Genomic DNA, 13,899 nt, shown 5'->3' with positions numbered 1-13,899 from the left:
AACTCCTATAGTGGAGGCAATGGCGCGCAGTCGGCGTCAGAGTCTTCTTACTACTTCAAGGAGCACATCATGAACGCACTGATAGGAGCAGTACGGCAGTTCGTGCGGGACGAAGGGGGCATTACGGCCATCGAATATGGTCTGATCGCGGCCTTGATGGCGGCCGCGCTCGGCACCCTGTTCGCCACGCTGAACGGCGGCCTGACCTCTGCTTTTGCCTCGATAGTCAATCAGCTGAACGGCGCCTGAACGAGGTTGATCCCCGGTCTCCGGACCGGGGGTCTTTTTTGCCATGCTCAGCGCGAGCGAAATGGTATTGCTGTGGCTCGTTACCCAGGCGGCCGCCACAGACCTGGCGCTGCGCAAGATACCGAATGTGCTGGTGGCGGCGGGCCTGCTGCTGGCGCTGGTGCTGCGCTGCCTTGCCGAACCGGAGTGGTCTGTTGCACTGGACTGCGCCGGCGGCGCCGTGGCGGGACTGCTGGTCTTCCTGCCCTTGTACCTGCTGCGCGGCATGGCCGCCGGCGATGTGAAGCTGATGGCGATGGTGGGCGCCTTCCTCGGCCCGGCTGCCGCCCTCGTGGCCGCCATGCTGGCGGCGCTGTGCGGCGGCGTGCTCGCCATGCTGTGGCTGTCCTACGGCCATGCGGCGGAACAGGAGCGCAGCGGCATGCCTTACGGCGTGGCCATCGCGTTCGGCACCATGGCCTGGCTGGTCTGGCAGCAACGCTAGCTTTTGCTGCGCGTCAATATCCAACAGGAAACGTCTCGCTAACATCGTGTCCTCAACAGGAGAAACGGCATGATCGAGCATTCCCAAGCAAGCACAGGGCAAGACAAGGACGCCGGCTGGCCGGTACTGCCGCAAGCGCCGCGCTCGGTACAGGAAACCGGCCTTGAACTGAGCCTGCTGTGCGAGCTGTGCGCAAAGACCCTGTATGTCTGCGGCAAGGCGCACCTGCCGGTGCTGGCCACCCGCCTGCGCCTGCCGGTCAGCGTGCTGCGCGAAGTGCTCGACTACCTGGTGGCCGAGCAGATGGCGGAAATTGCCTGGCGCGGCGAATCCGATATCGATATCCAGTACCAGCTCACCGGCCCCGGCCGGCAGCGCGCCGCGGCCTGGCTGGAACGCAGCGCCTATACCGGCCCGGCGCCGGTGCCGCTGGACGTGTACCGCGCCATCGCCCAGCGCCAGGCTGCCGCGCTGCCGCGCGTGACGGCGCAGGACATTGCCGCGGTGTTTGCCGAAGACTGCACGCCGCCGCAGGCGCGCGAGGTGATCGGCGCGGCGCTGCATTCGGGCCGCGCGCTGTTTCTCTACGGTCCTTCGGGCAGCGGCAAATCGACGCTGGCGCGCAAGCTGGGCAGCCTGCTGCAGGGCGTGATCGGCGTGCCGTATGCGCTGGCGGTGGGGCCCGAGATCGTGCGCCTCTACGATCCCGCCGTGCACCAGGCGCCCACGCTGCCGCAGCAGACGCGCCATGGCGGCGGCCGCAATACGGACGCGCGCTGGGCCCTGTGCCAGCGCCCCGTGGTGCAACTGGGCGCCGAACTCACGCAGCCCATGCTGGACCTGCGGCGCGACGCGCTGCACGGCTGCCATCAGGCGCCATCGCACCTGAAGGCGAACCACGGCCTGCTGATCGTGGATGACCTGGGCCGCCAGCGCGTGCCGGCGGACGAACTGCTGGCGCGCTTTGCCCGCCCGCTGGAACAGCAGCAGGACGTGCTCTCGCTGCAGGGCGCCAGCGAATTCGCCGTGCCTTTCCACGCCGTGCTGGCGCTGGTGACGAGCCAGGAGCCGGAGCTGCTGCTCGATGCGGGCGCGCTGCGCCGGGTCGGCTACAAGCTGCATTTGGGGCCGCTGCCGGATGCGGCTTACCGCCTGCTGTTCCGCCAGCAGTGCCGCGCCATCGGCGTGGACGCGGATGAAGGCGCGCTGGCCTACCTGGTCGATGAACTGCACCGGGGCAGCGGCCAGCCGCTGCTGGCCTGCTTCCCGCGCGAGATCCTGGGCCGCATCGTGGACTTCGCCGCCTATGGCGGCCAGCCGCCGCGCGCCAGCGTCGCGGCCATGGACCAGGCCTGGGCCAGCATGTTCGCCGCCGCCGCGCCGCAGCTGTCCTCCGGCAGCGAATCCAGCCTGTTTGCGAGGATAGAATGAAGTACCGGCGCGCACTGCTGATGCTGGCGCTGGCCGTGGTGTCCGGGCTGGCCGCAGTCATGCTGGCCTCGCGCTGGCTGCTGCGCCAGACGCCGAACGCCGAGCGCGTGGTGGTGGCCGCGGCGGACGTCAGCCTTGGCCAGCGCCTGACGCCGGACATGCTGAAGCTGGCCGACTGGCCCTCGGACAGCCTGCCCGCAGGCGCCGTGCGCGATCCCTCCACCCTGAATGGCCGCGTGCTGAAAACCAGCATCCTGCGCGGCGAAGCGCTGACCGAGGCGCGGCTGGCGCCGGCCGGCACCATGGGCGGCTTGTCCGCACTGATCGGCGAAGGCAAGCGCGCCATTACCGTGCGCGTGAACGACGTGGTGGGCGTGGCGGGCTTCGCCCTGCCCGGCAACTTCGTCGATATCCTGGTCAACACGCAGACCGAAGCCGGCGCCAGGCACGAACACGCCATCTCGAAAATCGTGCTGGAACGGATCCTGGTGCTGGCCGTGGCCCAGGAAGTAGGGCGCGACGAAACGCGGCCCCGCGTAGTGAACGCGGTGACTCTTGAAGTAACGCCGGAGCAGGCGGAGGAACTGGACCTGGCGCGCAGCGTGGGCAGCCTGTCGCTGGTGCTGCGCAACCAGGTCGATCCGCATCCCGGCACCACATCCGGCGCAACCAAAGGAACTTTGCTTGGCGCCGCCGGCCTGCCGGGGGCGCCGCCGGCAACACAGCTTGCTGTCTTGCCGCCGCCTGCACCCGCGCCGGCCCAGAGCCGCGCCGAGCCGCCGCGCTACTGCATCGGCGCGATCGATGGTCTTCGCAGCAGCAAGGAATGCCTTTGAGGAGCAGCCATGCACCGCCATCGAATCCTTGCCGCCGCGGCCGGGCTGTTGCTGGCTTCCAGCGCCGGCGCAACCCCTGCAGCAGCTGCCGCAGCCGTGCGCAGCGAAGGGCCGCAATGCAGCGGCGAGCCCGGCACGCCTGCTGCGCTCTCGATCCAGCTGGGAAAATCCATGCTCTACCGCCTGCCGGAGCCGGTGGCCAGCCGCAGCGTAGGCAACCCGGGCGTGCTGCAGGCCATGCTGGTGGCGCCGCAAACCCTTTATCTGCTGGGCGCCGAAATCGGCGCCACCAACCTGATCGTGCAGGGCCGCAGCGGCGCCTGCACCATGCTGGATGTGACGGTGGCCATGGACGCAGGCGGACTGCAGGCGGCACTGGCCCGGCACCTGCCGGAAGAGAAGGACATACGCGTCAGCGCGGCGGCGGATTCGCTGGTGCTGAGCGGCACCGTGGAAGACGGCGTGGTGCTGGCGCGGGCGCTGGAACTCGCGCAGGCCTATGTGCGCCGCCCCCTGCGCAACCTGCGCGACAGCCGGGATGCCCGCGGCGACACGCGCGGCGAGGACGACCAGCGCGGTCCCACCTTGCCGCCGCTGCAGGCCAATGCGGCGCCCACGCCATCCCAGGCCCGCATCGTGAACCTGCTGAACGTGCGTGCGCCGCAGCAGGTGATGCTGGAAGTGAAGATCGCCGAAGTCTCGCGCACCCTGCTGGATACGCTGGAAGGCGGCCTTGCCCTCAAACGCGGCATCGGCAGCTGGACCGCGACGGTGGCGGCCGATTTCCTGAGCGGCATGGCGGGCGGTGGCATCAACCTCACCAAATCGAATGGCAACCGCCTGGCCATTGAAGCGGACCGGCAGAATGGCCTGGTGCGCCTGCTGGCCGAGCCTACGCTGGTGGCCATCAGCGGGCAGGAAGGCAGCTTCCTCGCGGGCGGCAAGATCCTGGTGCCGGTGGAGCAGGAGAACAACAAGGTAACGCTGGAGGAAAAGGAGTTCGGCGTGGGCCTGCGCTTCACGCCCACCGTGCTGTCCGGCGGCCGTATCAGCCTGCATGTGGCGCCCGAGGTATCCGAACTGTCGCGCGACGGCGTGGGCATCAATGCGCAGGGAATCAATGCGCGCGCCATCCTGCCGCTGATCACCACGCGCCGCGCCATGACCACGGTGCAGCTGCATGACGGCCAGAGCTTCGCCATCGGTGGCCTGATCCGCAACAACCAGGTGAGCAGCATCCACGGCCTGCCGCTGCTGGGCGAGGTTCCCGTGCTCGGCGCCCTGTTCCGCAGCACCGACTTCCAGCAGGACCGCAGCGAGCTGCTGTTCGTGATTACGGCACGCCTGGTCAAGCCGCTGCCCGCCGCGCCCGTGCTGCCGACCGATGCGGTGGGCAGCACGGGCCGGGCGGAACTCTTTCTCGGCGGGCGGCTGGAGCCTGCCGCACCGCCTGCCGCCGGCGCGGATGCGCCGCGCCCCTCCGGCTACCGCCTCAAATGAGGAGCATCGCCATGACACGCCAATTACTGCTCATGCTCTGCGCCGGCGCCGCCGGCTGCGCGGCACTGCACGCGAGCGCGCCGCCGCCGCGCCAGCCCGAGGGCGAAATTACCCGCGCCGCTTTTGCGCAGCAGGTGCTCGAGCCGGATACGAGCCGCCGCCGCGACAGTACGGCAGGCCAGGATGGCCGCAGCGCGGCGTCTGCGCAGCAGCGTTACCAGAAGTCCTTCTCCGAGCCGGTGCAGCAGACCGGCGCTTTCACCGTCGGCGTAACGGGGCAAAAATGAACGAGTCCCTGCATCGCCAGCGCGGCGCCTTCCTGGTGATCTATGCCGTGATGGTCACGGTCATCCTGGCCTTCGTCGGCATGTCGCTGGACCTGAGCCTGGTGTACTACCGCAAGCTGCAGCTGCAGAATGCGGCGGACAAGATTGCGATGGCGGCGGCGCACCAGCTGAACGGCACGGCAGCCGGCATCAATAATGCCGCGGCGCGCGCGCAGCTGATTGCGCAGCAGGCCCTGGTGGCCGGTGCACCGATCACATGGAACCCGCGGGCGCTGAGCTTCAGTGCCGATCCGGACGCACCGGACAGCGCCTGGCTCAGTGCGGGCGCGGCGGCCGCCAGCGCCGACACCATGCGTTATGCGCGCGTCGATACCGGCCAGCTGGCCGCCTCGCTGCGCAGCGTGTCCGCCGTGTTCATCGACGCTTTCCTGCCCAGCGCAGTCGCGGCGGATCTCAGCGCGGTGGCGGTGGCGGGCAAATCACGGCTGGGCATCACGCCTTTCGCCATCTGCGCAATGAGCAGCACGCCCACTGCACAGCGCCTCAACCCGGCCGCCACGCCGGTCAGCGAGATCGTGGAATACGGTTTCCGCCATGGCGTGAACTACAACCTGCTGCAGATGAACCCCGCGGCAGGCGCCACCAGCGGCGAGCTGTTCCTGGTGAACCCGGTGGATGCGCCGGGCCGCCCGAACGTGCCGTCCAACACCGAGGATGCCGCGATGGCGCCCTTTCTCTGCAACGGCGAAGTGGCCTACCTGAACCTCGCGGGCGGTGCGCTGAACCTGCGCCGCAGTAGCGGCGCGGACATGTGGAGCCGGCTCAATTCGCGCTTCGGCACCTACACCGGCACGCCCGCCTGCAGCACCGGCGGCGCGCCGCCGGATACCAATGTGAAGTCCTACGCTGCGCCGAGCTGGATGAACAACGCCGTCACCGGTATCACCGCGCAAACGGCGCCGACCGGCGCCGGCCTGCCGCTGCAAACTATCGCCGACCTCGCGCCGCCGCTGGCGGCCACGGCGCCCGGCAACTATGGCGTGCTGTGGGCCTACGGTCCTGCGCGCAGCTATCCGGCCAATGCGGCGCTGTCGCGTACGCAGATGCCTTCGCTCTATCCCGGCTCCCCATCCACCACCGCCATCGGCTATCCGCTGATTGCGCCATATTCAAACTCGGGTTCCTCCTACCAGACCGCGCCCGCGCTGCCCGGCCGCAAGGGGCGCAGGCTGATGTACATCCCATTGCTCTCCTGTCCGGTGCCCGCCGGGACGCAGGTGCAGGCCCAGGTGCTGGCGGTGGCGCGCTTCCTGCTCACGGCGCCCGCCACAAGCACCGTGGTGCCGGGGGAATTCACCGGTGTGGTCGATCCGGCCTCGCTGATGTACGCCGCGGAGCTGTACCGATGAAGGCGCCCCGTCATACACGATTCCAGGGCGGCGTTGCCGCCGTCGAGCTGGCGCTGGTGCTGTTCTCGGCGAGTCTGCTACTGGCGTCCTTGCTATTCTGCGCGCGGCTGGGCTGGCATGCGATCGTGCTGCACCGGGCCATGTATTCCGCAGCACTGGTGATGGCCGACGCCTCGCCCGAGCAGATGATGGATCCCGCAGCGACGGCGCAGGTGATGGCGAACGCGCGCAGCACGGTTGCCGAGCTGCTGCAGGACGCGGGCGTCACCACGCCGATCAATCCCGCGGGCATCGGCATCGAATGCGACGGCAATGTCTGCGCCAGCTTGACGCAGCCGCAGAGCTTCCGGCTGATCATGTCGATGCCCGTGTCGGCGGACGGTGTCGGCGACGGCCTGGTGCAGTACATGCTGGGTTCCAGCAGCACGACGATTATCACGGACGACACGGTGCCTTATGCGCCCTGAGCCAAATGTCCAGTACGGGGTTGTGACCGTGGAGTTCGCACTCTGCGTGCTGATCTTCTTCACGGTGATGCTGCTCACGCTCGAATTCGCGCGCATGCTCTACGTCTGGACCACGGTGCAGGAGGTGACGCGCCGCGCCGCGCGCGCCGCCGCTGTTACCGACTTCTCCGATGCCGGTGCCATCGGCCAGCTGCGCAGCAATGCCATCCTGGGCGGCGCCAGCGTGCCGCTGGCGCCTTTCCTGACCACGGCGCGGCTGCGTATCGAATACCTGTCGCAGGCCGGCAGCGGCGCGCTGTCGCCGGTCAGCTCCATGCCCGCCTGCCCGGCTGCGAACAAGGCGAACTGCGCGCGCGACCCTAATGGCGGCGACTGCATCCGCTACGTGCGCGCCGCCATTTGCAGTACGGCGTCCGGCGCCTGCGACCCTGTGCCCTATGTGCCGATGACGCCTTTGCTGCCGATACCCGTGAACGTGCCGCCCTCGCCGGCCCTGATCCCCGCGCAGTCGCTGGGATGGCGGCCGGGCATGGCGAGCTGCTCCTGACATTGCGAACGAAGAGGACACCATGAGAACGCTCATCATCAGCAGGGACAGCCTGCTGCACGCCGAGATCGCGGCCCAGGGTTCCGCGCGCCTGCCCGCGCTGCAGCTGACCGGATCGCGCCAGGGCCTGCGCGATGCCGTGGACCGCGTGCTGCACGAAGCGCCGGAACTCGTTATCTTCGACGCCAGCGACGTGGAGCCCCGCGAGGCCGAGCTGGTGGACCGCCTGGCCAGGCATTATCCGGACGCCAGCTTTATCCTGCTCACGCGTGAACCCCAGCAGGAGCTGCTGATCCGCGCCATGCGCGCCGGCATGCGTGAAGTGCTGCCGCTGCCGCTGGTGCACCGCGCCTTCCATGAGGCGATGGACCGCATCGAGATCGAGGCCGGCATCACGCGCACGCGCGACGGCAAGGTGCTGGCCTTCATCGCCTGCAAGGGCGGCAGCGGGGCCACCTTCCTGTCCACCAACCTTGGCCATGCGCTGGCCGCGCTGGGCGAGAAGAAGACCCTGCTGATCGACCTGCACGGCCAGTTCGGCGATGCCGCCCTGTACGTATCGGACCAGAAGCCGGCCATGACCCTGTCCGATGTGTGCAGCCAGATCGAGCGCATGGACGGCGCCTTCCTGGAATCCTGCCTGGTGCACGTGGCGCCCAACTACGGCATCCTGCCCGCGGCGGACGATCCGAACCATACGGTGGAGATGAAGCCGGAGCATATCGAAACCATACTGCGCGTGGCGCGCCAGCACTTTGACTACATCCTGCTGGACGTGGGGCGCCAGATCGACGCCATCTCGCTGCGCGCGCTGGATACGGCGGACGCCATCTATCCCGTGCTGCAGCTGGCGCTGCCGGATATCCGCGACGGCCGCCGCCTGCTGGACATCTTCCGCTCCCTCGGCTACCCGAGCGAGCGCACGCGCCTCATCGTCAACCGTTACGAGAAAGGCGGCAAGCTGCGCCTGGGCGACCTGGAACAGGCGCTGGGCGCGCCCGTGCTGCATACGATACCGAACGACTACATCGCCGCAACGGATTCCGTGAACCAGGGCGTTCCCGTGCTGGAGACGGCGCGCCACAGCGCCATTGCACGCAGCCTCTCCGAACTGGTGGAAATGCTGACCGATTGCCGCGTGCCCGAGAGTAAAGGCTTGCTTGGCCGTCTGTTCGGCCGCAACAGCGAAGGGGGACTGCAATGAGCCTGCGTGAACGCCTCGCCCTGGCGGAAGATCCGCGTGCCGGAATCGGCGTGCAGCTGGAACACTCCAGCGCTTTCGCCTACCAGGACCTGAAGAAGACGATGCACCAGCTGATCCTGGACCGCATCGACCTGGAGCGCCTGAAACGCCTGACGCCGGAGCAGTTCAAGCACGAACTGGCCCTGCTGGTGCAGCGCATTATCGAAGACGAGCGCATTGTGCTGAACCAGAGCGAGCGCCATCACCTGGTGCTGGACATCCAGCACGAGATGCTGGGCTTTGGCCCGCTGGAGCCCTTGCTGGCCGATCCCGGCGTGTCAGACATCCTGGTCAACACGCACGACAAGGTCTATGTGGAACGCACCGGCCGCCTGGAACTGACCGGCGTGACCTTCCACGACAACGCGCACCTGATGAAGATCATCGAAAAGATCGTTTCGCGCGTGGGCCGGCGTGTCGATGAATCGAGCCCCATGGTGGATGCGCGCCTGCCGGACGGATCGCGCGTTAACGCCATCATTCCGCCGCTGGCGGTGGATGGGCCCATCCTGTCGATCCGCCGCTTTTCTTCCAACCCGCTCACGGTGGAACGGCTGCTGGAGTTCAAGAGCCTCACGCCGCCCATGGTGCAGGTGCTGGAAGCGCTCGGCCACGCCAAGTTGAATATCCTGATCTCGGGCGGCACCGGCAGCGGCAAAACCACGCTGCTCAACGTGCTGTCCGGCGCCATTCCCGGCACCGAGCGTATCGTGACGATCGAGGACGCGGCCGAACTGCAGCTGCGCCAGCCGCACGTGGTGCGCCTTGAAACGCGGCCGCCCAACCTGGAAGGGAAGGGCGAAGTCACGCAGCGTGCACTGGTGCGCAACGCGCTGCGCATGCGGCCCGACCGCATCATCCTGGGCGAGGTGCGCGGCGCGGAGGCGATCGACATGCTGCAGGCCATGAACACGGGCCATGAAGGTTCGCTGGCCACGATTCACGCCAATTCGCCGCGCGATGCGCTGGCACGCCTGGAAAACATGGTTGGCATGGCGGGTGTGAACCTCACCTCGCGCGCGGTGCGCCAGCAGATCTGCGCCGCCGTCACGGTGGTGATGCAGGTATCGCGCCTGACAGACGGCGCGCGCAAGCTGGTGAGCCTGCAGGAAGTGACGGGCATGGAGGGCGATGTGATTGCCATGCACGAGATCTTCCGCTTCGAACAGACCGGTGTGGATGCGAACGGCCGCGTGCTGGGCGCTTTCTCCGCCACCGGCGTGCGCCCCCGGTTCGCGGACCGCCTGCGCCTGTATGGCGCTCCCGTGCCGGACAGCGTGTTCGACCCCAATCGCTTCTTCGAATAGGACGCCGGCATGGAATCGCTGCTGAGTGCCTTTTATGTGCTGCTTTTCGCGGCGGTGATCTTTGCCGTCGAAGCGGCATGGTTGTGGTGGCAGGCGCGCCACGGCGGCAGCGCGCGCCGCATTGCGCGCCGGCTGCAGCTGATGGCGGGGAAGGGCGAAGGCGCGGAGCGCATCAGCATCCTGAAGCAGCGCCGCTATGCGGCATCGCCGCTGCTGGAGCGCTTGCTGCGCCAGGTGCCGCAGCTGGCCATGCTCGACCGACTGCTGCTGCAGTCCGGCCGCAACTGGCAGGTGGGCGGCTTCCTGGGCGCCTGGTCCGGTTTCTCGCTGACGGCCTGCCTGCTGCTGGCCATGCTGGGCCTTCCGGTGCTGCCCTTGCTGCTGGCGATGGCGTTTGCGCTCGGGGCGCCGCTGATGTTCCTGTTCCATGCCCGTGCCGCGCGCCTCAAGCATATCCTGGAACAGCTGCCCGATACCTCCGACTTCCTTGCACGGGCGCTGCGTGCGGGCCACTCGTTCGCCAACGTGCTGCAGATGGCCGGCCACGAGCTGCCCGAGCCGAGCGGCAGCGAGTTCCGTGCCTGCTACGAAGAGATCAACTACGGGGCGCCGATGAACGAGGCCCTGCACAATCTGGCTCTACGGATTCCCCTGACGGACCTGCGCTATCTCGTGATTGCGGTGTTGATCCAGCGCGAATCCGGCGGCAATCTCGCCGAGCTGCTCGGCAATATCAGCCGCATGACGCGTGCCCGCCTGAAACTGGTGGCACAGGTGCGGGTGCTGTCGGCGGAAGGGCGCTTCTCTGCATGGATACTCACGCTGCTGCCGGTATGCGTGATTGCGGTGATGTCGGTCACGAACCACAAATACATCAGCATCCTGTGGACCGACCCCTCGGGCCAGCGCCTCCTGTGGTACAGCGCCTGCGCCGTGGTGGTGGGCGTGCTGTGGATGCGCGCAACGATAAGGATCAGGGTATGAGCATCGCCCACATGATATTCCTGGCCGTAATCTTCCTTACCGTGGCGGGCGTGGTGCTGGTGGCAATGCTGGCCACATCATCCGTGCCTTTGCGTGATCGGCTGCAGGGCTTCCGCGCCGGGGACACAGGCGCCGGCGAGGGCGACGGGCGCTGGATCGAGCGCGTGGCCCGCGTGGCCCGTCCCTTCAGCAAGCTGTCGCTGCCGGAGGAGGGCTGGGAGCGCTCGCCGCTGCGCACCCGTTTCATCAACGCGGGCTGGCGGCACCCCTCGGCGCCGGCGATCTACTTCGCGGCCAAGACCATACTCACCATCCTGCTGCCGCTGGCGATGGCGGTGCTGCTGGCCGGCAGCAGCTCGTCCAATGTGCAGAAGGTGTACATGCTGCTGCTCTGCTGCGCGGCGGGCATAGGCTACTACTTGCCGAACGGTCTGCTGAGCCGCATGGCGGAACGCCGCCAGCGTGAAATCTTCGAGAACCTGCCGGATGCGCTGGACCTGCTCACCATCTGCGTGGAAGCGGGACTGAGCATGGAGCGCGCACTGGGCAAGGTGGCGGGCGAGATCCATGTGAAAAGCCTTGTGCTGGCTCAGGAACTGCAACTGGTGCTGATGGAACTGCGCGCAGGTTTCAGCAAGGAGAAAGCCCTGCGCAACCTTGCGTTGCGCAGCGGGGTGGAGGATGTGGACACGCTCGTTGCCATGCTGATCCAGTCCGAGCGCTTCGGCACCAGCATGGGCGATTCGCTGCGCGTCCATTCCGACAACCTGCGCCTGAAGCGCAGCCTGATGGCGGAGGAAGCTGCCGCGCGCATCGCGCTCAAGCTGCTTTTCCCCCTGATCTTCTGCATCTTTCCCACGCTGATGCTGGTGCTGCTGGGTCCCGCCGCGATACAGATGTCACGCGTTCTGCTGCCCTCCCTGTCGGGCGGCCAATAAATGAGGAGAATGATATGCGCCCGTCACTCACCTTGATTGCGCTGGCCTGCACGGCACTGGTTTCCTGCAGCATGCTGAAACAGAAAGCCGCGCCGCCAGCTGTCGCCAGCGCGGACGCCTACTACGCGCTGGGCCGGGGCTACCATGCCGAGGCCAAACCGCAGGATGCGCAGCGTGCCTACCTGCTGGCCCTGCAGCGCGACCCGCGCCACGCCGATGCGCGCAACGGCATGGCCGTGCTGCTCGCTGAGCGCGGCGAAGCGGCGCAGGCGATTGCCATCTGGCGCAAGCTGGCAGACGAAACCCTGCCGCCGCGGGACCGGGCGCTGGTGCTGGGTAATCTCGGCAATGCGCTGGCGCGCCATGGCGACAAGGAAGAAGCGCTTTACCTGCTGCAGAAAGCTGCCGTGCTGGATCCCGCCAACGCCGACAACTGGGAGCGCCTGGGCGCAGCGCTGCAGTCGGCGGGTGAACCGGAGCAGGCGGCGGTCATGCAGCGCCAGGCCGACAGCCTGCGCCAACACGACATCAAGGCGGACTACGCGCTGGTGGCAAGAACGGCCAGTAGCGCAGCTGCGTCCGCGCCAACGCCAGCACCTGCCCTCGCGCTCGCGCCGCCCCCCGCGCTCACGCTCGTGCCCGTCCCGATGCCTGCGCCAGCACCTGCCCTCGCGCTCGCGCTGCCCCCGGTGCTCACGCTCGCGCCCGTCCCGATGCCCGCGCCCGTGCCTGGCGCGGCGCCCGGACCGACACTGGCGCTTCACCTTGAGATCAGCAACGGCAACGGCGTGCGCGGCATGGCAGCCGATTGGGCGCGCAAGCTGCGCGGTGGCGCATGGAAGTCGCTGCGCGTAACGAACTCGCGGCCTTTCGTCGTTGCGCGCACGCGCGTGGAGTTTGCGCCCCAGCGCGAAGCAGCGGCGCGCGAGCTGGCGCAGCGCATCGGCGGCGCCGCGCTGCAGGAAGTGAAGACGATGACGGACCTGCGCGTAGTGCTGGGCCACGACCAGCGTCCGCAAAAAGAAATGCCCGCGCAAGGCGGGCATCGTGCACCGTGAAAGCGGCTCAGTTGAAGGCGACGCGTCCCAGGCCGCGCGAGCTCGTGCTGCGCGTTGCAGGATTGCCGTACACCGTTGCGGAACCGAGGCCGGTCAGGCGCAGCTTCGCATCGGACTTCGCATAGACGGTAGCGCCGCCAAGGCCGGTCATATCCACATCCACGCTGTCGGAGCGCAGCTGCTGCGCATCCAGGCTGCCCACGCCGCCGAGGCGAGCGCGCAGCGTCTTGCTTTGGCCGCTCACCACGATCTGGCCGGCCCCGCGCAGGTTCAGGTCCACTGCGTCCGCGGCCATGGCGTTCACGTTCATGCTGCCTGCGCCATTCAGGTTCGCGTCCACTGAGCGGAACTGCGAAGCCATGTTCACGGAGCCGGCTCCTTCCAGCACAAGTTTCACCTTGTCGCCTTTGAAGCCGCTGATATCTGCGCTACCGACACCTGCGGACACCAGTTCCGCGAGGTTCGGCAGCGTCAGTTCGGCACGCAGGTTCGGGTGGCTGAGGTGGATGCCATGCAGGTCGGTGCCGATACGCAGGGTCTCACCCTTCTGCGTCACCGTAATCTTCTGCACGTAGCGTTTGTCGCCATACACCACCAGCGAGGCCGGGCCCTGCTTGAGTTTGAGGTCGATGACACCATCGAGATACACCTTCACCGTGCGCCCATCGACGGCGCGGGACTCGCTGATGATTTCGTCAGCAAACACCGGGGTAGCTGCTGCATACAGCGCCACTGCCATCATCGTTGCGTTGACAAACTTGTTCATCGTGGTCTCCGTTGGGAAGGTCGGTCGCTGCGATTACAGTGCGGCTTTTTCAGCGGCGGTCAGGCGTTTTGCGGTGATGGTGACAACTGGCATTGCCGCATCGGCCTTCACTGCAACGGTGGCGACCGGTGCGGTAGCACGGTGCGCCAGCTTAGGCACGGCGGCCGTTGCGAAGCTGGTTGCGCCCAAGATGATCAGGGTCGAGAGGAAGATGGTTTCCATGTTTTTAGCGATGTTCATGATGTGCTCCTTGTGTGAGGTTGGTACTGCGTTTCGTTCTTCGATGAGTGAACTATAGAGAAGCGCTATGTCCAGCACTACCGCATTGCGACGAAATGCGTTTTTGGCGACATGAACTGCAGAATCGCCGGATCGAAGCCCTCACACAGAGGA

At 67.3% G+C, this 13,899-nt stretch carries 16 protein-coding genes; 14 read left to right on the top strand and 2 right to left on the bottom strand.

Annotated elements, in window-relative coordinates; translation table 11 throughout:
• Positions 1–69: 69 nt before the first annotated feature.
• The 14 genes from ACJRPG_RS10895 (at position 70) to ACJRPG_RS10830 (ending at position 12,740) form a co-directional block, all read left to right on the top strand.
• Positions 70–249, top strand: a complete 180-nt coding sequence (locus ACJRPG_RS10895; protein WP_408000102.1) for a Flp family type IVb pilin — start codon at positions 70–72, stop codon at positions 247–249.
• A 61-nt stretch (positions 250–310) separates the two neighbouring features.
• Entirely contained in the window at positions 311–733 is a 423-nt protein-coding gene (locus ACJRPG_RS10890) for a prepilin peptidase (RefSeq protein ID WP_408000101.1), read from the top strand.
• 69 nt (positions 734–802) lie between these two features.
• On the top strand, positions 803–2,164 hold the full coding sequence (locus ACJRPG_RS10885; protein WP_408000100.1) for a DUF8689 domain-containing protein: 1,362 nt from the start codon (positions 803–805) through the stop codon (positions 2,162–2,164).
• A complete protein-coding gene (gene cpaB / locus ACJRPG_RS10880) occupies positions 2,161–3,000 on the top strand; it encodes a Flp pilus assembly protein CpaB (RefSeq protein WP_408000099.1) in 840 nt (279 codons plus the stop codon). Before ACJRPG_RS10885 ends, cpaB begins: the two co-directional genes overlap by 4 nt.
• Positions 3,001–3,009: 9 nt before the next feature.
• Positions 3,010–4,500 carry a type II and III secretion system protein family protein gene (locus ACJRPG_RS10875; protein ID WP_408000098.1) on the top strand — a complete coding sequence of 497 codons (1,491 nt, stop codon included), beginning with the start codon at positions 3,010–3,012 and terminating at the stop codon, positions 4,498–4,500.
• A gap of 11 nt (positions 4,501–4,511) precedes the next feature.
• Complete coding sequence (locus tag ACJRPG_RS10870; RefSeq protein WP_408000097.1) at positions 4,512–4,787, top strand: hypothetical protein; 276 nt, start codon at positions 4,512–4,514, stop codon at positions 4,785–4,787.
• Positions 4,784–6,196 (top strand): pilus assembly protein TadG-related protein, encoded by a 1,413-nt coding sequence (locus tag ACJRPG_RS10865; RefSeq protein ID WP_408000096.1) that lies wholly within the window; start codon positions 4,784–4,786, stop codon positions 6,194–6,196. Before ACJRPG_RS10870 ends, ACJRPG_RS10865 begins: the two co-directional genes overlap by 4 nt.
• A complete protein-coding gene (locus ACJRPG_RS10860; RefSeq protein WP_408000095.1) occupies positions 6,193–6,663 on the top strand; it encodes a hypothetical protein in 471 nt (156 codons plus the stop codon). The genes ACJRPG_RS10865 and ACJRPG_RS10860 overlap by 4 nt, the downstream gene beginning before the upstream one ends.
• A gap of 28 nt (positions 6,664–6,691) precedes the next feature.
• Positions 6,692–7,210: a TadE family protein gene (locus ACJRPG_RS10855; protein WP_408000094.1), complete on the top strand. Its 519-nt coding sequence runs from the start codon at positions 6,692–6,694 to the stop codon at positions 7,208–7,210.
• Positions 7,211–7,232: 22 nt separating this feature from the next.
• Positions 7,233–8,414, top strand: coding sequence for a CpaE/TadZ family protein (locus ACJRPG_RS10850; RefSeq protein WP_408000093.1), 1,182 nt, complete (start codon positions 7,233–7,235; stop codon positions 8,412–8,414).
• Positions 8,411–9,760 (top strand): TadA family conjugal transfer-associated ATPase, encoded by a 1,350-nt coding sequence (locus tag ACJRPG_RS10845; protein ID WP_408000092.1) that lies wholly within the window; start codon positions 8,411–8,413, stop codon positions 9,758–9,760. The genes ACJRPG_RS10850 and ACJRPG_RS10845 overlap by 4 nt, the downstream gene beginning before the upstream one ends.
• Positions 9,761–9,769: 9 nt before the next feature.
• Positions 9,770–10,744, top strand: a complete 975-nt coding sequence (locus ACJRPG_RS10840; RefSeq protein ID WP_408000091.1) for a type II secretion system F family protein — start codon at positions 9,770–9,772, stop codon at positions 10,742–10,744.
• Positions 10,741–11,682 (top strand): type II secretion system F family protein, encoded by a 942-nt coding sequence (locus ACJRPG_RS10835; RefSeq protein ID WP_408000090.1) that lies wholly within the window; start codon positions 10,741–10,743, stop codon positions 11,680–11,682. The genes ACJRPG_RS10840 and ACJRPG_RS10835 overlap by 4 nt, the downstream gene beginning before the upstream one ends.
• Before the next feature lie 14 nt (positions 11,683–11,696).
• Complete coding sequence (locus tag ACJRPG_RS10830) at positions 11,697–12,740, top strand: LytR C-terminal domain-containing protein (protein ID WP_408000089.1); 1,044 nt, start codon at positions 11,697–11,699, stop codon at positions 12,738–12,740.
• Positions 12,741–12,747: 7 nt separating this feature from the next.
• Here ACJRPG_RS10830 and ACJRPG_RS10825 read toward each other — a convergent pair whose 3' ends face one another.
• Both ACJRPG_RS10825 and ACJRPG_RS10820 read right to left on the bottom strand, forming a co-directional pair.
• A complete protein-coding gene (locus ACJRPG_RS10825; RefSeq protein WP_408000088.1) occupies positions 12,748–13,506 on the bottom strand; it encodes a GIN domain-containing protein in 759 nt (252 codons plus the stop codon).
• A gap of 33 nt (positions 13,507–13,539) precedes the next feature.
• Complete coding sequence (locus ACJRPG_RS10820) at positions 13,540–13,746, bottom strand: hypothetical protein (protein WP_408000087.1); 207 nt, start codon at positions 13,744–13,746, stop codon at positions 13,540–13,542.
• Between the last annotated feature and the right edge of the window lie 153 nt (positions 13,747–13,899).

The organism is Pseudoduganella rhizocola, assembly GCF_045984285.3.
Classification (GTDB): Bacteria; Pseudomonadota; Gammaproteobacteria; order Burkholderiales; family Burkholderiaceae_D; genus Rugamonas.
Note: the sequence above shows the minus strand (reverse complement) of the source record. Positions and strands in the feature narration are given on the sequence as shown.